9 protein-coding genes are annotated in these 21,684 nt (G+C 70.1%); 4 read left to right on the forward strand and 5 right to left on the reverse strand.

Translation table 11 applies throughout. The features are described 5' to 3' along the window. The first annotated feature begins 160 nt into the window (after nucleotides 1–160). Nucleotides 161–3,403: an Rne/Rng family ribonuclease gene (locus AC07OH_RS19750; RefSeq protein ID WP_495301834.1), complete on the forward strand. Its 3,243-nt coding sequence runs from the start codon at nucleotides 161–163 to the stop codon at nucleotides 3,401–3,403. 65 nt (nucleotides 3,404–3,468) lie between these two features. On the opposite strand, the gene AC07OH_RS19755 is transcribed toward AC07OH_RS19750, so the two are convergent. Further along, nucleotides 3,469–4,350 (reverse strand): LysR family transcriptional regulator, encoded by an 882-nt coding sequence (locus tag AC07OH_RS19755; RefSeq protein ID WP_495301835.1) that lies wholly within the window; start codon nucleotides 4,348–4,350, stop codon nucleotides 3,469–3,471. A 111-nt stretch (nucleotides 4,351–4,461) separates the two neighbouring features. On the opposite strand from AC07OH_RS19755, the gene AC07OH_RS19760 reads away from it, so the two are divergent. After that, nucleotides 4,462–6,030 carry an MFS transporter gene (locus AC07OH_RS19760; RefSeq protein ID WP_495301836.1) on the forward strand — a complete coding sequence of 523 codons (1,569 nt, stop codon included), beginning with the start codon at nucleotides 4,462–4,464 and terminating at the stop codon, nucleotides 6,028–6,030. 22 nt (nucleotides 6,031–6,052) lie between these two features. Here the strand turns inward: AC07OH_RS19760 and AC07OH_RS19765 are convergent, their stop codons facing one another. From AC07OH_RS19765 to hemC, 4 genes are read right to left on the reverse strand one after another with little or no spacing between them, the layout of a single operon-like run. Further along, nucleotides 6,053–7,339 carry a heme biosynthesis protein HemY gene (locus AC07OH_RS19765; protein WP_492681530.1) on the reverse strand — a complete coding sequence of 429 codons (1,287 nt, stop codon included), beginning with the start codon at nucleotides 7,337–7,339 and terminating at the stop codon, nucleotides 6,053–6,055. 7 nt (nucleotides 7,340–7,346) lie between these two features. Further along, on the reverse strand, nucleotides 7,347–8,441 hold the full coding sequence (locus tag AC07OH_RS19770) for a uroporphyrinogen-III C-methyltransferase (RefSeq protein WP_495301837.1): 1,095 nt from the start codon (nucleotides 8,439–8,441) through the stop codon (nucleotides 7,347–7,349). Then, nucleotides 8,438–9,208, reverse strand: a complete 771-nt coding sequence (locus tag AC07OH_RS19775) for a uroporphyrinogen-III synthase (RefSeq protein ID WP_495301838.1) — start codon at nucleotides 9,206–9,208, stop codon at nucleotides 8,438–8,440. The genes AC07OH_RS19770 and AC07OH_RS19775 overlap by 4 nt, the downstream gene beginning before the upstream one ends. Nucleotides 9,209–9,227: 19 nt before the next feature. Continuing rightward, the gene (gene hemC / locus AC07OH_RS19780) at nucleotides 9,228–10,133 is read right to left on the reverse strand and encodes a hydroxymethylbilane synthase (RefSeq protein WP_495301839.1); all 906 of its coding nucleotides are present in this window, start codon (nucleotides 10,131–10,133) and stop codon (nucleotides 9,228–9,230) included. A gap of 106 nt (nucleotides 10,134–10,239) precedes the next feature. On the opposite strand from hemC, the gene ppc reads away from it, so the two are divergent. Both ppc and AC07OH_RS19790 read left to right on the forward strand, forming a co-directional pair. Then, complete coding sequence (ppc, locus tag AC07OH_RS19785; RefSeq protein ID WP_070062227.1) at nucleotides 10,240–13,086, forward strand: phosphoenolpyruvate carboxylase; 2,847 nt, start codon at nucleotides 10,240–10,242, stop codon at nucleotides 13,084–13,086. Between the two features lie 381 nt (nucleotides 13,087–13,467). Next, the gene (locus AC07OH_RS19790) at nucleotides 13,468–21,648 is read left to right on the forward strand and encodes a glycoside hydrolase family 94 protein (RefSeq protein WP_495301840.1); all 8,181 of its coding nucleotides are present in this window, start codon (nucleotides 13,468–13,470) and stop codon (nucleotides 21,646–21,648) included. Nucleotides 21,649–21,684 lie beyond the last annotated feature (36 nt).

Raw genomic sequence — 21,684 nt, forward strand, 5'->3', positions numbered from 1 at the left:
GGCTGTCTTCTTGAGCTGACGCTCGAGAGGCCTGCTCGCGCCTGGCGCGGCAGTCACAGCATCCGGGGCCAAGCGGCAATTCCCTGGTTTCGCGGGCGTCGTCCGTGCATCGTTGGCTCGTCATGAGCCGCAAGAACGATACATATAAGGACAACGCATCATGAAGCGGATGCTGATCAATGCCACGCAGGCCGAAGAACGCCGCCTGGCCATCGTCGACGGGCAGAAACTGCTCGACTACGAAATCGAAATCGAAGGGCGCGAACAGCGCAAGGGCAACATCTACAAAGCGGTCGTGACCCGCGTCGAGCCGTCGCTCGAAGCCTGTTTCGTCGACTACGGCGAAGACCGCCACGGCTTCCTGCCGTTCAAGGAAATCTCCAAGCAGTACTTCGCCGAAGGCGTGTCGGCCAGCCAGGCCCGCATCCAGGACGTGATCCGTGAAGGCCAGGAACTCACCGTCCAGGTCGAAAAGGAAGAACGCGGCAACAAGGGCGCGGCCCTCACCACCTTCATCTCGCTGGCCGGCCGCTATGTCGTGCTGATGCCCAACAACCCCCGTGGCGGAGGCGTGTCGCGCCGCATCGAGGGTGACGACCGCGCCGAACTCAAGGAGGCGATGGACCAGCTCGAGTACCCGAAGGGCATGAGCATCATCGCGCGCACCGCCGGCATTGGCCGCTCGGCGCCCGAACTCCAGTGGGACCTGAACTACCTGCTCAAGCTGTGGACCGCCATCGACGGCGCGGCCAAGGGCGGCAAGGGCGCCTTCCTGATCTATCAGGAATCGTCGCTCGTCATCCGCGCCATCCGTGATTACTTCAATCACGACATCGGCGACATCCTGATCGACACCGACGACATCTACGACCAGGCGCAGCAGTTCATGGCGCACGTCATGCCCGAGCATGCTGCCCGCGTGAAGCGCTACCGCGACGACGCGGCGCTGTTCAGCCGCTTCCAGATCGAGCACCAGATCGAGTCGGCCTACGCCCGCACCGTGCAACTGCCCTCGGGCGGCGCCATCGTGATCGACCACACCGAAGCACTGGTGTCGGTCGACGTGAACTCGGCCCGCGCCATCAAGGGCGGCGACATCGAAGAAACCGCCACCCGCACCAACCTCGAAGCCGCCGACGAAGTGGCCCGCCAGATGCGCCTGCGCGACCTGGGCGGCCTGATCGTCATCGACTTCATCGACATGGACGAGTCGAAGAACCGCCGCGAAGTCGAAAGCCGCCTGCGCGATGCGCTGCGCCAGGACCGCGCCCGCGTGCAGTTCGGTTCGATCAGCAAGTTCGGCCTGATGGAAATGAGCCGACAGCGCCTGAAGCCGGCGCTGTCCGAAGGTTCGTCGATCCCCTGCCCCCGTTGCGGCGGCTCGGGCCACATCCGCGACACCGAATCGAGCGCGCTGCAGATCCTGCGCATCATTCAGGAAGAGTCCATGAAGGACAACACGGCCGCCGTGCATGTGCAGGTGCCCGTGGAAGTCGCCTCGTTCCTGCTGAACGAAAAGCGCCCCGAAATCGCCAAGATCGAGCTCAAGCAGCGCGTCACCGTGCTGATGGTGCCCAACAAGACGCTCGAAACGCCGAACTACAAGCTCGAGCGCCTGAAGCACGACGATCCGCGCCTCGATCACATCGAAGCCAGCTACAAGATGGCCGACGAGATCGAAGACCCGACCTCGGTCACGCGCCGTTCGCAAGAACCCACCAACAAGCAGACGCCGGTCATCAAGGGCGTGCTGCCCGACGCACCCGCGCCGGTGGTCCCGCCCAAGCCCGAAGCGGTGCGCGCTGCGCCCGCGCCCGCACCGGTGGCCCCGCCCGTGGTGGTCGCTCCGGCCCCGGCACAGACCGGCTTCATGGCCTGGATCAAGAGCTTCTTCGGCGGCGCCTCGCCGGCGCCCGCACCGGCTCCGGCCCCCAGCGCCATTCCGGTCGAAGCACCGAAGCCCCGCCGCGATGGCGGTCGTGGTGCAGGCCGTGACGGCGAAACGCGCGGTGCGCGCGGCGCCGACGGCGAACAGCGCCGCGGCGGACGCGGCGGCGAAGGCCGTGGCGAAGGCGGCGGCCGTTCGGGTGGGCGCGACGGCGACCGCCGTGGCGGACGCGGTGGCGAGCGCCGTGAAGGCGGCGGTGGCGAACGCCGCGGCGAGGCTCGCAACACCGAGCAGCGCAACGACAGCACCAACCCGGCACGCGAGCAACGCGAGCCCCGTGAAGCACGCGCACCGCGCGACGGCGAACAACGCCGTGGCGGTCGCGGCGAGCGCCGCGAAGGTGGCGAAGGCCGCAACGCGCCGGCCGAAGCCTTGCTCGACGGCAACCTGAACCTCGACGCGCAGCAACAGCAACCGGCACCCGGTGGCGACGAGAACGGCAATGCCGCAGCGGAACGCGCACCCCGCGCCCGCGGCGAGCGCCGTGAACGTGGCGAGCGCGGCGAGCGTGGTGAACGTGGCGGCGAACGCAACGAGCGCGGTGAGCGCAACGGCGACGCGCAGCAGCAACAGCCGCGCGATGAAGCCACCGCCGGCGACGGCGAACGCCAGCCCCGCAACGGCCGTGGCGACGAGTCGCGCGGCCCGCGCGGTGAGCGCAACGACGGCCGCCGCGAGCGCCGCAACGACGCGCCCGCTGCCAACGAAGGCGACGCACGCGTGGCCGAATCGGCTGCCGCTGGCGATGCCGAGCAAGGCAACAACGAAGGCAACGAGCAGCAAGCCCCGCGCCGCGAAGGTGAAGAGCGCCGCGGCCGTTCGCGCGACCGTTACGGCCGTGACCGCCGCGAACGCGGTCCGCGTGACGACGCCGGCAACGGTGGCAACGAAGCCAACGGCGCGGAAGCCGCACCGGTCGCCGAAGGCGCCGTGGCTGCCGAAGGCCAGGCCGAGCGCCAGCCGCAGCAGCAACTGCCGCTGGTGGCGGAAGCCGCCGCAGTGGCCGTGGTCGCCACCGCGGTCGAAGTGCGCGAACCCGCGCCGCAAGTGCAAGAGCAGCCGCGCTTCGAGCGCCCCGCCGCACCGGCACCGGCACCCGTCGCAGCGCCCATCGTGGTCGAAGCCGCAGCCAAGCCCGCAGCAGCAGCAGCGCCCGCCGGCAACGGCCGCGCACTGCCCAAGGTGCAGGCCTTCGAACTGCCGCTGAACGAGCTCGCGCAGATCGCCGAAAGCTCGGGCCTGCAGTGGGTCAACTCGGATGCCGACCGCATCGCGCAGGCGCGCGCCGCAATCGCCGCCGAGCCGAAGCCGGTGCACGTGCCGCGCGAGCGCCCGCCGGTGATCGTGCTCGACGAAGGTCCGCTGGTGCTGGTCGAAACCCGCCGCGACCTCGGTTCGATGTCGCTGCCGTTCGAGCAACAGCAGCAGCCGCAGGAACAGCAGCGCTCGCTCTGAGCCCTGCTCCCTCGCAAATGAAAACGGCGCCTTCGTGGCGCCGTTTTTTTTGGTCTCGCGCTGCTTCAGGCCTGCGGTGGCAGCGCCTCGACGCCGGGCAGGTCCGGCATCTCCAGGATCAGCTGCCCGAAGCGGCAGGCGCACGGCGTCTTGCCGTTCTCGCTCCAGATCAGCGAGAAGTTCGCGCTCGGCAGCGGCGGCAGGCCGTAGCGGCCGTCGACGATCTTCATGCCCGGCTCCACCTCCTCGCGCGTGAGCACCGTCACCGCGAGCCCCGCCAGCACCGCCGCGCGAATGCCCTGCGGACTGGCCGAGGTGAAGACCACGTGCCAGTCGAGCGACGACGTGAGGTCGAGCGCCGACCCGGCCACCTGCCGGTTGACGCACGGCTTCGGAAAGAAGGCCAGCGGCAGCGATGCGCCCTTCGGCACCTCGAAGGTCTCGGCCGCGGCCCACACCAGCTGCGTGCGCCGCAGGCAGGTGCCCTCCACCACGTCGGGCGGCGACATCACGACCGCGAGGTCGAGCTCGCCGGCGCGGATGGCCGCGCGCAAGTCGGTGTGCATGCTCACGCAGACCTCCATGCGCACCGCCGGGAACCCGCGCGCGAACTGCGAGAGCAGCGGCGGCAGGCGGTCGCCCATGAAGTTGTCCGGCACGCCGAAGCGCACCACGCCCGAGATCGGCGAGGGCTGGAAGCGCCGCGTCATCGCGTCGAGCGTGTCGAGGATCTGCGTCGCGTAGCGCAGGAAGTCTTCACCGTCCTCGGTCACCGTGAGGCGGCGCGTCGTGCGGTGCAGCAGCGGCCGGCCCACCTGCTCTTCCAGCTTGCGGATCTGGTGGCTGATGGCCGACTGCGTCAGGTGCAGGCGCTCGGCGGCGCGCGTGAAGCCACCGGTTTCCTTGACGGCCACGAAGGCGCGCAACAGCGTGGGGTCGAAGTCCATGGCGAATCTTGATCAATGATGTTTCCTAATGAATTCTAGGAAATCAAATCATTTCCATCATGAAGAGGGTTTCACCAGAATCGGCCGCTCTGCCTTTTTGGAAACCGTCCGATGTCCCTCTCCCCTGCCGGCAAGAACCGGATCGCCCTGTCCGCGGTCTGCCTCATTGCCTTGATGTTCGGCCTGGAAATCTCCAGCGTGCCGGTCATTCTTCCCACGCTCGAAAAATCACTGCACGGCGACTTCAGCGACATGCAGTGGATCATGAACGCCTACACCCTCGCCTGCACCACGGTCCTGATGGCGGCCGGCACCGTGGCCGACCGCTACGGCCGCAAGCGCGTGCTGATCGTCGGCGTGGTGCTGTTCGGCCTCACCTCGCTGGCGTGCGGCATCGCGGGCAACGCATGGGTGCTGATCGTCAGCCGCTTCCTGCAGGGCCTGGCCGGCGGCGCGATGCTGATCTGCCAGCTCGCGGTGCTCTCGCACCAGTTCCAGGAAGGCAAGGAACGCAGCAAGGCCTTCGCCATCTGGGGCGTGGTGTTCGGCATGGGGCTGGGCTTCGGGCCGATCGTCGGCGGCGCGATCGTGGCGCTGTCGAGCTGGGAATGGGTGTTCCTGGTCCACGTGCCGCTGGCCGTGGTGGCGCTGGCGCTCGTGTGGGGCAGCGTGGAAGAGTCGAGCGACCCCGACGCGAAGCGGCTCGACCTGCCGGGCATCGTCACGCTGTCGCTCGCGGTGTTCGGCCTCACGTACTTCATCACGCAGGGGCCGGGCCTCGGGTTCGCGAGCCCCACGGCCATCGGCATCCTCGTGGCGACGCTGGCCTGCTTCGCGGTCTTCCTGTGGGTGGAGAAGATCAACCCGCACCCGATGTTCGACTTCTCGGTCTTCCGCATCCGCAATTTCTCGGGCTCGATCGTCGGCTCCATCGGCATGAACTTCAGCTTCTGGCCGTTCATGATCTACCTGCCGATCTACTTCCAGAGCGGCCTGGGCTACGACGCCGTCACGGCCGGCTCGGCGCTGCTGGCCTACACGCTGCCCACGCTGGTGCTGCCGCCGCTGGCCGAGCGGCTGTCGATGCGCTACCGGCCCGGCGTGGTCATCCCGGCGGGGCTGTTCGTGATCGGCCTGGGCTTCGTCGCGATGCGCTGGGGCAGCGGCGTGGCGCACGCGAGCTGGCTCACGCTGCTGCCCGGCTGCCTGCTGGCCGGCATCGGGCTGGGGCTGACGAACACGCCCGTCACCAACACCACCACCGGCTCGGTGTCGAGCGCCCGCGCGGGCATGGCCTCGGGCATGGACATGAGCGCGCGGCTGATCACGCTGGCCGTGAACATCGCGCTGATGGGGTTCCTGCTGCTCGAAGGGATTCACGCGCACCTGAAGCAGGCCTTGTCTGCGTCGCTCGATGCAGCGCAGCTGCGCGCGCTGGCCGAGAAGGTCGCGGCGGGCAGCTTTGCGTCGCTGCCCGAGAGTTTTCCGGTGCTGTCACAGGTCGATCCGTCGGGCACCGCCGTGCATGCGGCGCTGGTGCACAGCTTCGGCTGGGTGATGCTCTACGGTGGGATCGGGGTGTGGGTGCTGGCCGGCTTCAGCCTGCTGATCTTCGGCAACGGCAAGCCGTCGGTGCGAACGACCGGCCTGGCGACCGCCAAGGAATCCGCATGCTCTTGAAGCCGGCGGACCGAGACAACGCTCAGGGGGTGTTGTCGATCTGCGCCGCGCGCTTCCACGCGTCGGCCGCCTGCGCGTGGTCTTCGCGCGCCTCGGCCAGCTGGGCCAACGCGAGCCAGGCGCGCCGGTAGAGGTCGGGGTCCTGCAGGCCCAGCCCGGCCTGCGTGAGCAGCTGCTGGGCCTTGCCCCAGAGCTGGCGCTTCATGCAGGCCATGCCGGCGAGGTACTGCAGGTTCGGGTCGCGCGGATTGTTGCGCTGCGCGCTCTCGATGCGCGCGAGCCAGTCGGCGTCCACCGAGTCGAGCCCCGCTTCGAGTGCGCGCGTGAGCTTCACGCGCAGCCCGTCGCCGAGGCCGCGCGGGTTCGCCACCATGCGCTCCCAGGCCGGCAGCAGCCAGCCGCGTGCCAATGCCAGGTCACCGCGCAGCGCGACCATGCGCTGGGCCGCGTGGATGGCCACTTCGGGCATCTGGCGCTCGGCCGAATCGAGTTCGGACCACGCACGCAGCAGCTGCGCCGGGTCGTGCGCGCCGGTCAGCAGCTCGGTCGCGAGGCCGCGCACGATGCTTTGCGCCGCCGCGTCGGAGAAGGCGCGGTGCTTGGCCAGCAGGCGCGCGGTGTCGAGCGCCTCGACCGTGCGACGGTCCTGCCGCGCGGCCTTGAGCCGCAGCCGCAGCGCCAGCGTGCGGCGCTGCGCGCCTTGCGGCAGTTCTTCGAGCCGTGCGAGCGCGGCCGTGGGGTCGCGGTCGTCGAGCGCCCAGCGTGCGGCGCGCAGCTGCACGCCTTCGCGGGTTTCAGGGCTCGCGAGCACGGTGCGGTCGGCGCTTTCGTTGAGGGCCTGCTGCAGATGGGCGTCGCGCGCGGCCTTGTCCTGCAGGGCCTGCGCGCTTTCGGCGGCCAGCAGGTGCGACAGCACGCGCACCTGCTGCGCCTGCGGCAGGTCGGCGCCGAGCGCGGCCAGTGTCTTTTCTTGGGTGAGCGCGGCCTGCGCGGCCTTGCGTGCGCGCGAGAAGCGGCCGGCGATCAGCTGCACCATCGCATCGAGCAAGGCGGAGTGCAGCATGCGTTCCTTCTGCTGCAGCCGCCAGTGGCGCGCCTGCGTGGGCAGCGAGAACAGCGCCGCGAGCGCGCGCAACGCGACGTGCAGCAGCACGAAGGTCAGCAGCAGGATCACGAGCACGAGGTTCAGCGAAAGGTCGACCCGCCACGGCGGCCAGAACACGGTGATCGTGCCCTGATTGTTGCCGGCGAACAGCGCCACCGCCGCAGCGACGGCGAACAGCGCGAGGAGCCAGATTGCAGCGCGCATGAACGGATCAGCGCCCTGCGGCCGCGGTGGTCAGCGCGGCCAGCGTGTCGTCGATGCGCACCGGCTCCGTGCTGCGCACGAGCTGCTGCAGTTGCTGCAGCTGCGTGGCTGCGGCCTGCGTGCGGCGCGAGGCCGGATCGAAATAGCGGTTGAGCGACGCGGTCACCTGGCCCAGTTCGCCACGCGCGGCATCCATCTGACGCGACAACAGCGACAGCCGCGCGTTGAGCAGCTTGAGCTTGAGGTTCTCGCGCAGGAAGTACGACTGCTCGGGCGCCAGCAGCACCGCCTCGGGGCTCTCGATGCGGCCCACGCGCACCAGCGAGCGGGCCTCGCCGCGGATGGTCAGCAGCACGCGCTGCCACCAGGGCGCATCGGCGGGAATGGGTTCGGGCCGCCAGGCGTTGACGCCGTTACCGCGCACAGCCACCGCGTTGAGCGTGGGCAGGTCGTCCACGCTGCGCACCAGTTCGTCGAGCTTCTGCAGCGCTTCGGCGCTGTCGGTGCTGGCGCTGCTGCGCAGGCGGTCGGCATCGCGCTGCATCGCGCGTTGCACGGGCGCCAACCGGGGCTGCGCGGCGCGTGCGATGCGCAGGTCGCCGGCCTTGAGCGCGGCGAGCAGCGGCTCGAGGCTGCCGGTGACCTGTGCCTGCTGCAGCGCGAGGCGCACGGCGGATTCGATGTCGATCACCAGGTTCTCGTCGCGCGAACGCGAGAGGCTTTGAATGAGTTCTTCGAGCTGCGAGCGCTGCAGCGCGACTTCGGCCACTCGGGTCTCGATGAGGGCCACGCGGGCGGCGGCATCGCGCACCGTGTCGCTGGCCTGGCGCGCCAGCGTGCGCGCTTCCATCGACTGGGCGGTGGCCTCGGCGCTCTGGCGCGCGAGCTGTTCCTTCATGCCGCTGACCTTCTGCCACAGCGCGATCGTCGACAGCAGCGCGATCAGCGCCACGAGGGCCACGAGGCCCATGCCGATGCGCACCAGCAGGGTGGCCGCGGCCGCCTGGGCGGCGGGCGTCTGGTGCGGCGCCACCGTGGCGGGCACATGCGCCGTGGGGGCGGAAGGGGGAGAAAGGTCGTCGGACGGGGACGCGGCGCTCATGCGAAGGATTCTATCGACGCGATCAGCGCTTCCCGCAGGGGTGTGCAGACACGCAACGCCCCGAAACCCGCGGCCTGCGCGGCTTCGCCGATGCGTGCATGGGTGGCGATGGCGCGCGCGGCCTGCCACGAGGTGCCCGGCATGGCGCGCTGCAGGTTGCCGATGGCTTCCGAACTGCTGAAGAGCCAGATGCCGTGTCCGGCGGCGGCTTCGGTCGCGATGCGGCGTTGCGCCTCGTCGAGCGCGGGCGCCAGGCGCCGATAGGCCACGACGGTGTCGCGCACGCCGCCGGCGGCGTCGATCTCGCGGGCCAGCCATTGGCGCCCGGCCGGCTGGCCGGCTTCGTCGCCGCCGCGCACGATGAGCACGCGCACGCCCGGCGACACCTGCCCGTGGGCCAGCGCCCACAGCGCCTCGGAGTCGAAGCGCGTGGCGCCGGGTGGTGGCGCGTCGATGGCGGCGGGCGGCACGCCGGCGCGCAGCAGCGCACGCTCGGTGCCGGGGCCGGTGGCCCAGAAGCGGCAACCGGCGAGGGTCGAGCTGCCCCGGTGCTGGAAGAAGTGGTCGACGGCGGTGGCGCTCACGAACATCAGCGCCGCATAGTCCGCGAGCCGCGCCCACGCTGCGCGCAGCGGTTCCACATCGAGCGCAGGCGCAATGGCGATCAGCGGCAGCGCCACGGCATCAAGGCCGGCCGACTGGAAATCACGAACCCACGCCGCCGCTTCGTGCGCCGGCCGCGTGACGATGACAGGCCCCGCGCTCATCGCTCGGCGCCCACCGTGATCAGTGGGCACCGGCGTCGCGCAGCAGCCCGGCGGCGCGCTGGCCGAGGGCATCGGCCCCCGCGAAGTCGCCGGCCTCGGCCTGGGCGTGCACGCGCACCAGCGGCGCGTCGCCTTCCGGGTCGCCCCAGGCGGCGTCGATGCGCAGCGTGCCGTCGGGCTGGCGGCGCGCATGGGCCGCGAGCGGCATGGAGCAGCTGCCGCCCATCGCGCGGCTCACGGCGCGCTCGGCGGTGGTGCTGAGCCAGTCGCCCTTGTGGGCCAGCGGCGCCAGCAGGTCGATGAGGTCTTGCCGGTCGGCGCGCACCTCGATGCCGAGGGCGCCCTGCCCTGCGGCGGGCAGCATGGTGTCGGGGTCGAAGGCGACGCGGATGCGGTCTTCGAGGCCCAGCCGCTTGAGCCCGGCCGCTGCGAGCACGATGGCGTCGTAGTGGCCTTCGTCGAGCTTGCGCAGGCGGGTGTCGAGGTTGCCGCGCAGCGGTTCGATGCGCAGGTCGGGCCGCTGCGCGCGCAGCAGCACCACGCGGCGCAGGCTGGAGGTGCCGACCACCGCGCCTTGCGGCAGTGCGTCAAGCGAGGCGTAGCGCGGCGACACCAGCGCGTCGCGCGGATCTTCGCGTTCCAGCACGCAGGCCAGCGTGAAGCCCTCGGGCAGCTCCATCGGCACATCCTTGAGCGAATGCACGGCGATGTCGGCGCGCCCGTCTTCGAGCGCGGCTTCGAGTTCCTTGACGAAGAGGCCCTTGCCGCCGACCTTGCTCAGCGTGCGGTCCAGGATCTGGTCACCACGGGTCGTCATGCCCAGCAGGCTGACGCTGTGGCCTCGTTCTTGCAAAAGCGTTTGCACGTGTTCGGCCTGCCACAGGGCCAGCCGGCTTTCGCGCGTGGCGATCACGATGTTGCTCAAGATCGCTCCCAAAAAAGTACATGGTTTCTGACCTCTGGAATGCTAGCATGTTGCGCCGCAGCAACGGAGGCGGCGCGTCCATTCAAGTCCCCAGGAACAACATCGAATGAAAGCCAGCAAGACTCCTGCATCTCCCGCCAAGCGCCGCCAGACCGAAGACCAGCCATTGATCGACGACATCCGGCTGTTGGGCCGAATCCTCGGCGACGTGATCCGGGAGCAGGAGGGTGACGAAACCTACGCGCTGGTCGAGAAGATCCGCACCCTGTCGGTGTCGTTCCGGCGCGACGCCGACCATGCCGCCGACCGCGCGCTGAAAAACTTGCTCAAGGGCCTGAGCGCCGCCGAAACGGTGCGCGTGATCCGCGCCTTCACCTACTTCAGCCACCTGGCCAACCTGGCCGAAGACCGCCACCAGATCCGCCGCCGCACCGAGGCCGAGCGCGAAGGCGTGCAGGCCGACGGCGACCTGCAGACCGCCCTGGCCCGCATCCGCAAGGCCGGCATCAAGCCCGACGAGATCGTCGCCTCGCTGGCCCACAGCTACGTGTCGCCCGTGCTTACGGCGCACCCGACCGAAGTGCAGCGCAAGAGCATCCTCGACGCCGAGCGCGCCATCGCCCTGCTGCTGACCACGCGCGACGAGATCAAGCTGCGCCAGAACGCCTATGCGGGCGGAAAAGACGCGCTCTCGCCCATCGAGCTGGCCGACAACGAAACCCAGGTGCGCATCCGCGTCACGCAGATCTGGCAGACGCGCATCCTGCGCTTCTCCAAGCTCACCGTGGCCGACGAGATCGAGAACGCGCTGAGCTACTACGAAGCCACCTTCCTGCGCGAAATTCCGCGCGTGTACGCCGACCTCGAGAAGGCGCTGGTGCAAGGCGGGCAGACGCCCTCGGTCGCGCCCTTCCTGCGCATGGGCCAGTGGATCGGCGGCGACCGCGACGGCAACCCCAACGTCACGGCCGAAACGCTCGAGTACGCGCTGAGCCGCCAGTCGGAACTCGCGCTGCGCCACTACCTCACCGAGGTCCACTACCTGGGCGGCGAGCTGTCGCTGTCGGCCACGCTGGTCGACGTGTCGGTCGAGATGCAGGCGCTGGCCGAGCGTTCGCCCGACACCAATGAGCACCGCAAGGACGAGCCCTACCGCCGCGCCCTCACCGGCGTGTACGCGCGCTTGGCCGCCACGCTGCGCGAACTCAGCGGCGGCGAGGCCGCGCGCCATGCGGTCGCGCCGCAGAACCCGTATGCGAACGCCGAAGAATTCCTGGCCGAGCTGCGCACCATCGAGGAATCGCTGGTCGAGAAGCACGGCACCGTGCTCGCCGCGCCGCGCCTGCGCCCGCTGATCCGCGCGGTGGAGGTGTTCGGCTTCCACCTGGCCACCGTCGACCTGCGCCAGAGCTCCGACAAGCACGAGGCCGTGATCGCCGAGCTGCTGGCCACCGCGCGCATCGAGCCGTCGTATGCGTCGCTGGCCGAAGAGGCCAAGCAGACGCTGCTGCTCAAGCTGCTCGACGACGCGCGCCCGCTGCGCGTGCCCGACGCCGACTACTCGCCGCTCGCCAGAAGCGAGCTGGCCATCTTCGCGGCCGCGCGCACCGCGCGTGCACGCTACGGCGCGGCGGCCATCCGCCACTACATCATCAGCCACACCGAAACGGTGAGCGACCTGCTCGAGGCGCTGCTGCTGCAGAAGGAAGTGGGCCTGCTGCGCGGCGCGATGGACAGCAACGCGACCTGCGACCTGATCGTGGTGCCACTGTTCGAAACCATCGAAGACCTGCGCAACGCCGCGCCCATCGTGCGCGCCTTCTACGCGCTGCCCAACATTCAGGCGCTCATCGAGCGCTCGGGCGCCGAGCAGGACGTGATGCTGGGCTATTCCGACAGCAACAAGGACGGCGGCATCTTCACCAGCAACTGGGAGCTGTACCGCGCGGGCATCGCGCTGGTGTCGCTGTTCGACGAGCTGAACAAGAAGAAAAAGAACCCGATCCGCCTGCGCATGTTCCACGGCCGCGGCGGCACGGTGGGACGCGGCGGCGGCCCGAGCTACCAGGCCATCCTGGCGCAGCCGCCGGGCACGGTGCGCGGCCAGATCCGCCTCACCGAGCAGGGCGAAGTGATCGGCTCGAAGTACGCCAACCGCGAGATCGGCCGGCGCAACCTCGAGACGCTGGTGGCCGCCACGCTCGAGGCCACGCTGCTGCCGCAAGGCAAGTCGGCGCCAGCGAACTTCCTGTCGGCCGCGGGCGAACTCTCGACCGCAAGCATGGCCGCGTACCGCAAGCTGGTGTACGAGACCCCGGGCTTCGGCGACTACTTCTTCGGCTCCACGCCGATCCGCGAGATCGCCGAGCTCAACATCGGCTCGCGCCCCGCTTCGCGCAACCCGAGCCACAAGATCGACGACCTGCGCGCCGTGCCATGGAGCTTCAGCTGGGGCCAGTGCCGCCTCACGCTGCCGGGCTGGTTCGGCTTCGGATCGGGCGTGGAGCAGTTCCTGGCCGCCGCCGGCACCGCCGCGGGCAAGAAGGAGCGCCAGGCGCTGCTGCAGCGCATGTACGCGCAGTGGCCGTTCTTTCGCACGCTGCTGTCGAACATGGACATGGTGCTGGCCAAGAGCGACCTCGCGCTGGCCTCGCGCTATGCCGAGCTGGTCACCGACCGCAAGCTGCGCCAGAAGGTGTTCTCGATGATCGAGGCCGAATGGCAACGCACCTCGGACGCGCTCACGCTCATCACGGGCGCCAAGCAGCGGCTCGAGGGCAATGCCGAGATGCAGCGCTCGGTGCGCCACCGCTTCCCCTACATCGACCCGCTGCACCACCTGCAGGTCGAGCTGATGCGGCGTTACCGCGCGGGCGACGGCGGCGAGCGGCTGCAGCGCGGCATCCACATCTCGATCAACGGGGTGGCGGCGGGGCTGCGCAACACGGGCTGACCGGCAGGCAGCCTCCATGGACAAAGGGCGCCTTGTGCGCCCTTTCCTACGTGCGCTGTCGGCAATGAGGTACCTGTAAGGTCATTTAAAAGGGTACGGTCGGGACACGTTCACAGTTCTCGCAATCGCGCGGCAGCTCGAAGTCGTTTCACAGGAGCCCGTTGCAATGTCCGTCCCGCAGTCCCTTTCCCATTCGCATGTCGATTTCGTCGGCAGCGATTTCGAGGCCCTGGCTTCCCACATGCACCACTGTGCACGTGCCCACGGGCGGTGGTTCTCGCTGCGAAGCCACATGCAACGTGTGCGCGCGCTCGCTGCGGGCCGCATTGTCACGATGGCCTGCGTGGCCGTGGTGTTGGGCATCGGCCTGTTCGCGGTCACTTGAGCGCCGCTGCCGTCGTCGACCGCCTCCAAGGGCTCAGTCACTACGCCCGGACCCTTCTGCTTGGTCCGCACGACCCGGTAGCCCTCCCGATCCGCGCCGAACTCTTCGGCGCCCAACGTTTCGAACAGCACGGCCACAGCCTGGCCCGTGCCCAGGTGGTGGAAGACGAACACCACCGCGCGCGCGAAGGCGCGCCCTTCTTTCCGCGTGTCGACGAAAACCTCGAGTCGCTGCGCGCCGCCTTCGACTACATCGCGCTGATCTCGCTGAGCGGGCGCTATGTGTCGCCGGCGGCCGAATGGCTGCTCGACAACTTCCACCTCGTCGAGGCGCAGCTCCAGCAGATCCATGACGGCGTGCCGCGCAGCTACTACGCGCGCCTGCCCAAGCTCGTCACGCCGCCGCTGGCGGGACTGCCGCGCGTGTACGGCATTGCGTGGGCGTATGTGGCGCACACCGACAGCGTGCTCAACAAAACGCTGTTCACGGCCTTCCTCAACGCCTACCAGGACATCGACGAGCTGATGCTCGGCGAGCTGTGGGCGCTGCCCACCACCCTGCGCGTGGTGCTGCTCGAAAACCTGCGCCGCGTGGCCGAGCGCATTGCCGAGAACAAGGTCGCGCGCGAGATCGCCCATGCCGCGTGGGACGCGGCGCCGCACCTCTCGGTGCAGGACCTCGACGTGCTCTACCGCGCACTGCAAAGCCACGGCCTGCAGGACAGCTACCTCACGCAGCTGTGGCAGCGCCTGCCCGTCGAGCACGGCGACGACATGCCCGCGCTGGTGCGCTGGACCGAGCAGCACTGCCCCAACGGCCCGGCGCTGATCGGCGACGCGCAGAACGCGCAGGCCGCGGCCAACCTCACGGTCGGCAACATCATCACGACCTTGCGCATGATCGGCCAGGTCGAATGGAGCGACCTCATCGAACCGGTGAGCCGCTCGCTGCGCGTGCTGCGCGAACTGCCGAGCTTTGCGAACGAGAGCGAACTCACGCGCCAGCAGATCACGCATGCGATGGAGCAGGTGGCGCGCAGCACCGAACGGCCCGAGCGCGAAGTGGCGCAGGCCGTGGTCACGCTGGCATCGGGCGCGCCGGCCGACGAAGCCGGTGCGGAGACCGACCGCGCCGACGGCACCGCCGGCTACTACCTCTTCGGCCAGGGCCGCCCCGCGCTGATCGCATCGCTGCAGGCGAACGCAACGCCGGGCCAGGCCGCACGCACCGCGCGCACACGCCCCGCGCGCAGCCATCGCGGCTGGCGCCTGCCCGTCTACGTGGGGTCCGTCGCCCTCGGCACGGCGCTGCTGCTGGCGGCCGTGGTGCACAGCCTGCCGCATCGCGGCGACTGGACCACCGTCGCGGCGTTGCTGCTGCTCGCGTGGCCGCTGTCCGAGGCGCTGATTGCGCTGGCGCAACGCATCATGGCGGAGTCGGTGCGTGTGCAGGCCCTGCCACGCCTCGATTTTGCGAACGGCATTCCCGAGCGGCACCGCGCGCTCGTCGTCATGCCCACGATGCTGGGTTCGACCGCGAACAACGCCAGGCTCGCGCACCGGCTCGAACTGCACTGGCTCGCCAACCGCGAGGCGCACGCGCAGTTCGCGTTGCTGACCGACTGGGCCGACGCGTCGCAAGCCGCGATGCCCGACGACGCGCCCTTGCTCGACGACGCCCAGCAACGCATCGCCGCGCTCAACGCCAAGTACCCGCCGACCGAAGGCAGTGCGCCGCGCTTCCTGCTGCTGCACCGTCCGCGCAACTGGAGCGAGACCGAGCAGCGCTGGATGGGCTGGGAACGCAAGCGCGGCAAGCTCGAAATGCTGATGCGCCTGCTGGCCAGCGGCGACGCCAGCGGCTTTCTGCCGCTCGCACCGGGCCAGCAGCTCGCGCCCGGCCGCACGCCCTATGTGCTCACACTCGACAGCGACACGGGCCTGCCGCCCGGCGCGCTGCGCGACCTCGTGTCCATTGCCGCGCATCCGCTGAACGCGCCCGAGATCGACATGCCGAGCCGGCGCGTGGTCGCGGGCTTCGGCATCCTGCAGCCGCGCATCGTCACGCCGTTCCCGATGCGCAGCGAGCGCTCCTTCTTCCACTGGGTGTTCGCCGGGCAGTGCGGCCTCGACCCCTACGGCAGCGGCGCCTCCGACATCTACCAGGACGTGTTCGGCAGCGGCTCCTTCACCGGCAAGGGCTTGCTCAACGTGCGCGCGGTGCACGCCACGCTGAACGACCGCCTGCCCGACAGCGCCGTGCTGAGCCACGACCTGCTCGAAGGCAGCGTCGCGCGCTGTGCGATGGTGAGCGACGTGGTGCTGGTCGAAGACCATCCGCACCATGCCGGCGTGGCCGCTTCGCGTGTGCACCGCTGGGTGCGCGGCGACTGGCAGCTGCTGCCCCTGATGTGGCGCGCGCGCCGTTTCGGCATCGACGCGCTGGGCCTCTGGAAAATGTGCGACAACCTGCGCCGCTCGCTGGTCGCGCCGGCGTCTTTCGCGCTGCTGGTGCTGGTGATCTTCACGCAGGCCATGCCGCTGGACTGGGCGCTGGCGGCCGTCGGCGCGGCGCTCACGCTGGGCCCGCTGCTGGGCGCGCTGGCCGGCCTGGTGCCGACACGGCGCGCCATCGAGCTGCGTCACTTCTTCGACGTGGGCGCGGTCGAGCTGCTGCGCGCCATGGCCGGTGCGGCCTGGCAGTTCGTGCAGCTGGCGGCGCAGACGCGCCTGCAGCTCGATGCGGCCTTCCTCGCCACCTGGCGGCTGGTCGTGAGCCGCAGGCACCTGCTGCAGTGGACGACGGCCGACCAGGCGCAGGCGCAATCGAGCCAGCGCCTGAAGCCTTTCGTGCGCAGCGCGGCCCTCAGCAGCGCCGTGTGCCTGGTGCTCGCCCTTCTCGCGAACTGGAGCGCCTGGCCGGTGCTCGGGCCCCTGCTCTTCGTGCTCTGGGCGCTGGCGCCCATTGCAGCCTGGTGGGGCAGCCGCGTCGACGCACACGCCGAAGACCCGCTCGCGCCCGCGCAACGCAGCTACCTCGAGACGCTGGCGCACGACACCTGGCGCTTCTTCGAGCACGTGGTCGGCCCGGACGACCACCACCTGCCGCCCGACAACCTGCAGCTCGAGCCGCAGCCGACCCTCGCGCACCGCACCTCGCCGACCAACATCGGCATGTACCTGCTGGCCACCTGCTGCGCGCGCGAGTTCGGCTGGATCGACACACAAGCCCTGCTGGCGCGCCTCACGGCCACGCTCGACACCGTCGACCGCATGCACAAGCACAACGGCCACCTGTTCAACTGGTACGACACGCAGACGCTCAAGCCGCTGCCGCCGGACTATGTGTCGAGCGTGGACAGCGGCAACTTCGCAGGCCACCTCGTGGCCGTGGCGCAGGCCTGCCGCGCTTTCTCAGCGGAAGAAGGCTGCCAGAGCCATGAAGCCCCCGCGCTGGAAGCACTGGCCCGACGCTGCGACGCACTGCACGACGGCACGGACTTCAGCGGCCTCTACGACGCCAAGCGCCACCTGTTCCACATCGGCCTGCGCGTCGAAGAGAACGTGCTCGACGCGAGCTACTACGACCTGCTGGCCTCCGAGTCGCGCCTGTTGAGCTTCCTGGCGATTGCGAAGGGCGACGTGCCCCGCCGCCACTGGATGGCACTGGGCCGGCCCTTCCTGCTGGTGGGCTTCCAGCCCAGCCTGAAATCATGGTCGGGCTCGATGTTCGAGTACCTCATGCCGGCGCTCGTGATGACCGAGCCCACCGACGGCCTGCTGCAGGTGGCCAACGCCGCGGCCATCGCCGAGCAGCAGGCCTTCGGCCGTGCACAGAAGATGCCGTGGGGCGTGTCCGAGTCGGCCTACTTCGCGCAAGACCATTCGCTGGCGTACCAGTACTCGCCCTTCGGCGTGCCGCGCCTGGCGCTGCGGCGCACGCCACCGACCGATCGCGTGGTGGCGCCCTACGCCAGCCTGATGGCCGCGCCGTTCGCGCCCGAAGCGGCGGTGCACAACCTCGAACTGCTCGAATCGCTCGGTGCGCGCGGCGAATTCGGTTTTCACGACGCGATCGACTTCACCACCTCGCGCCAGGCCGAGGGCCAGGACTTCACCGTGGTGCGCAACTTCATGGCGCACCACCAGGGCATGTCGCTGGTGGCGCTGTGCAACGTGCTGCGCGACGACGCGCCGCGCCGCTGGTTCGGCAGCGCCGCGCTGGTGCAGGCGCACGAGTCGCTGCTGCACGAGCGCACGCCGCGCCAGATCATCGGCAGCGCCGACCCGCGCACACCGCCCGAGCCCAGCCAGGCCGAGCTGGCGCCGCTGTTCCAGCCGCGCCTGGTCGACCCGACGGGGCCGGGCTTCCAGCCCACGCACCTGCTGTCGAACGGCCGCTACACGGTGGCGCTGCGGGCCAACGGCGCGGGCGTGAGCCGCTGGCGTTCGTTCAACGTGACGCGCTGGCGCGACGATCCGCTGCGCGACAGCTACGGCACTTTCTTCTATGTGCGCGACGAAGGGAAAGCCGAGCTCACCTCGCTCACCGCCCTGCCCGCGCCCGGCGCCGACTGGCACTACCGCACCCGCTTCCTGGCCGACCAGGTGCAGTTCGATGCGACCGGCTCCGGCCTGCAGGTGCGCACCACGGTGCTCATCAGCCCCGAGGACGACACCGAGCTGCGCAACATCACGCTGCACAACTCGGGCGACGAAACGCGCACGCTCGAACTCATCTCGTACTTCGAGCCGGTGCTGTCGAACCCCAAGGCCGACGAGGCGCATCCGGCCTTTGCCAACCTGTTCGTCGAATCGCGCTGGGAGCCCACGTGGCGCGCGCTGCTGCTGTCGCGCAAGCCGCGCCTGCATGGCGATGCGGTGGTGGCCGCGGTGCACTTCGTGGCCTCGGTCGATGCCCACGTGCTGTCGATCGACTGCATGACCGACCGGCGCGCCTTCATCGGCCGCAACCGCACGCTGGCCGATCCTGCACTCGACCCGCAACCGCTCACAGCCCAGGGCAAGCCGATGAACGGCCTGGACCCCATCGCCTGCCTGCGCGTGCGCCTGTCGATCGCGCCGGGCACCACCGCGCGCCTGAGCTTCGCCACCGCCGCCGACGAGAGCATCGAGGCGCTGATGCCCTGCATCGACCGCTACCTGCAGCCCATGCACGTGGAACGCGCCACCCGCATGGCGGCCACGCTGGCCCAGGTGCGGCTGCGCGACCTGAGCATCGCGCCCGCGCAGAACCTGGCGCTGCAGGACCTGACGACCATCCTCACCTACACCACGCCCCGCGTGATGAGCGACCGCGGGCTGATCGACCTGCGCCAGATCTGGCGCTTCGGCATCTCGGGCGACAAGCCCATCGTGCTCGTCTACATCCACTCGATGAACGGCATGGGCCTCATCAACACGCTGCTGCGCGCGCAGCCGTGGTGGGGCTTCGGCGGCGTGGCCTGCGACCTGGTGGTGCTCAACAGCGAACCGAACTCGTACCTCATGCCGCTGCAGCGCGAGATCGAGATGCTGCGCACGCGCGTCGCACAGCAGACGCAGAACAGCTTTCCGCGCAACGACACCGCCGGCTTCTACCTGCTGCGCGACCAGGACGTGGTGCCGTCGGAAAAGGCCGCGCTCTCCAGCCTGGCGCGCGTGGTGTTCACGGCCGACGGCCGCGCGCTCGAAGTGCAGGTGGCGGCGTTGCATGAGGCACGCAGCCCGACGATTGCGGACGACAGCAGCGCGCCGGTTCAACATCGCACGCCGCTGCTGACGCGGCAGGCAACCTCGTCGAATGTCACCGTAGCCACCGGCGACTTCGATGCCGAGAGCGGCGAGTTCCGCTTCGAGGTCGGCCCCGACCGCCGCACGCCGCGCCCGTGGATCAACGTGATCGCCAACGCCACCTTCGGCTTCCAGGTGTCCGAATGGGGCACCGGCTACACCTGGGCCGGCAACAGCCGCATGCACCAGGTCACACCGTGGTCGAACGACCCGGTGCAAGACCCGGCCTTCGAGCACTACCTGCTGCAGGACGTGGCGACGCGCGAGATGCTGCCGCTGACACCTGCCGGCGGCGGCGACGGCGCCACCCGCCACCGCGTGCGGCACGGCCAGGGCTACACCGTCTTCGAGTGCCGCCACGGCGACCTCGTGCTCGACACCACCTTCTTCGCGGACCGCGACGAGGCCGTCAAGCTGGTGCACGTGCGCGTGCGCAATGAAGGCGCCGGCCAGCGCCGCCTGCGCGCGCTCGCGATGGTCGAGTGGCAACTGGGCGCCGCGCGCGGCGAACGGCGCACCGTGCATTGCTGGAAGCCCGAAGACCAGCCGGCCGTGTTCGGCCAGCAGCGCGAATCGAGCGCGGGCTTCGGCGGCAGCGCGGCTTTCCTGCTGCTCGCAGGCCTGCAAGGCGCGACGACCGGGGCCACGCAATGGACCTGCGACCGCAGCGAGTTCTTCGCCGGCCGCGGCATCGTCGAAGTGCCCGACACGCTGGCGCGGCGCGCGGGCAGCGGGCTCGATGCCTGCGCGGCGATTGGCGGTGAGTTTGTCGTGGCGGCGGGCGAGACCGCGCGCTTCAGCTTCGTGCTGGGCCACGCCGGCACTGCCGACGCGGCGCTCGAGCTTGCGCGCCGCTGGCGGCAGCGCGACGTGCCCGAGGCGCTGGCGCAGGTGCGCGGCTTCTGGGACGACCTGCTGGGTCGCCTGCAGGTGCGCACGCCCGACCCGCTGTTCGATGCGCTGGTCAACCGCTGGCTCGTGTACCAGACGCTGGCCTGCCGGCTCTGGTCGAAGGCCGGCTTCTACCAGGCCGGTGGCGCCTTCGGCTTTCGCGACCAGCTGCAGGACGCGATGGCCTTCGCGCTCACCGACCCGCCGCGCCTGCGCGCGCAGATCCTCGTGAACGCGGCGCGCCAGTTCCCCGAAGGCGACGTGCAGCACTGGTGGCACATGCCCGGCGGCGCCGGCGTGCGCACGCATTTCTCCGACGACCTGCTGTGGCTGCCGTACGCGTCGGCGCACTACGTCGAGGTGACGGGCGATGCCTCGCTGCTCGACGAGATGGTCGGCTTCATCGAAGGCCCCGGCATTCCCGAGGGCGCCGAAGACGCCTACTACGCGCCGCAGAACAGCGGCCGCATGGCCACCGTGTTCGACCATGGCGCGCGCGCCATCGACCGCAGCCTGAAGACCGGCGTGCACGGCCTGCCGCTGATGGGCACCGGCGACTGGAACGACGGCATGAACCGCGTCGGCCACGAGGGCCGTGGCGAATCGGTGTGGCTCGCATGGTTCCTGTGCAGCGTGGTCGAGCGCTTCGCGCCCCTCGCGCAAGCACGCGGCGAACACGAACGCGCCGCGCGCTGGACCGCGGCGCGCACGGGCTGGATCGCCGCGCTGCACGACGCCGGCTGGGACGGCGCCTGGTTCCGCCGCGCCTTCTTCGACAACGGCGCGCCGCTGGGTTCGTCGACCAACAGCGAGTGCCGCATCGACCTGATCGCGCAGGCCTGGTCGGTGCTCTCGGGCGCCTCGGACGCGGCCCACACCGGCCCGGCCATGGCCGCCATCCAGAAGCACCTGCACGACGAACCGGCCGGCCTGCTGCGGCTGCTGGCGCCGCCGTTTGCCCAGTCGACCCACAACCCGGGCTACATCCAGGCCTACCCGCCGGGCGTGCGCGAGAACGGCGGCCAGTACTCGCACGGTGCCGTGTGGGCACTGATGGCGCAGGCGCTGCAGGGCGACCATGAAGCGGCCTGGCAAAGCTTCGAGGGCCTGAGCCCGGCCCACCGCGCAAAGCACCCCGCGCGCGGTCCGGTCTACGAGCTGGAGCCCTATGTGATGGCGGGCGATGTCTACGGCGCCGCGCCCTATGTGGGCCGGGGCGGCTGGAGCTGGTACACCGGCTCGGCCGCATGGCTGCACCGCGCGGCGGTCGAGACCTTGCTGGGCCTGAACGTGAAGGGCAGGCAGTTGTCGATGACGCCGCATGTGCCCGCGCACTGGCCGGGCTTCGAGCTCGCGCTGCGGCTCGGCCAGCGCCGGCTGACGCTGCAGTGGGGCACCGTCGAAGGCGCCGCTGCGCCCACGCACCATGCGGCGGTGGGCGAATGGATCGACTGGCAGGCGCTGCCGGCGGAGGCGGTGCTGCGGGTAGGGTAAGGTCCGAAGCCGCTTTCACTCCCGCCCCGCCGCGCA

The sequence above is a fragment of the Variovorax sp. GW821-FHT10C12 genome, from assembly GCF_059415405.1.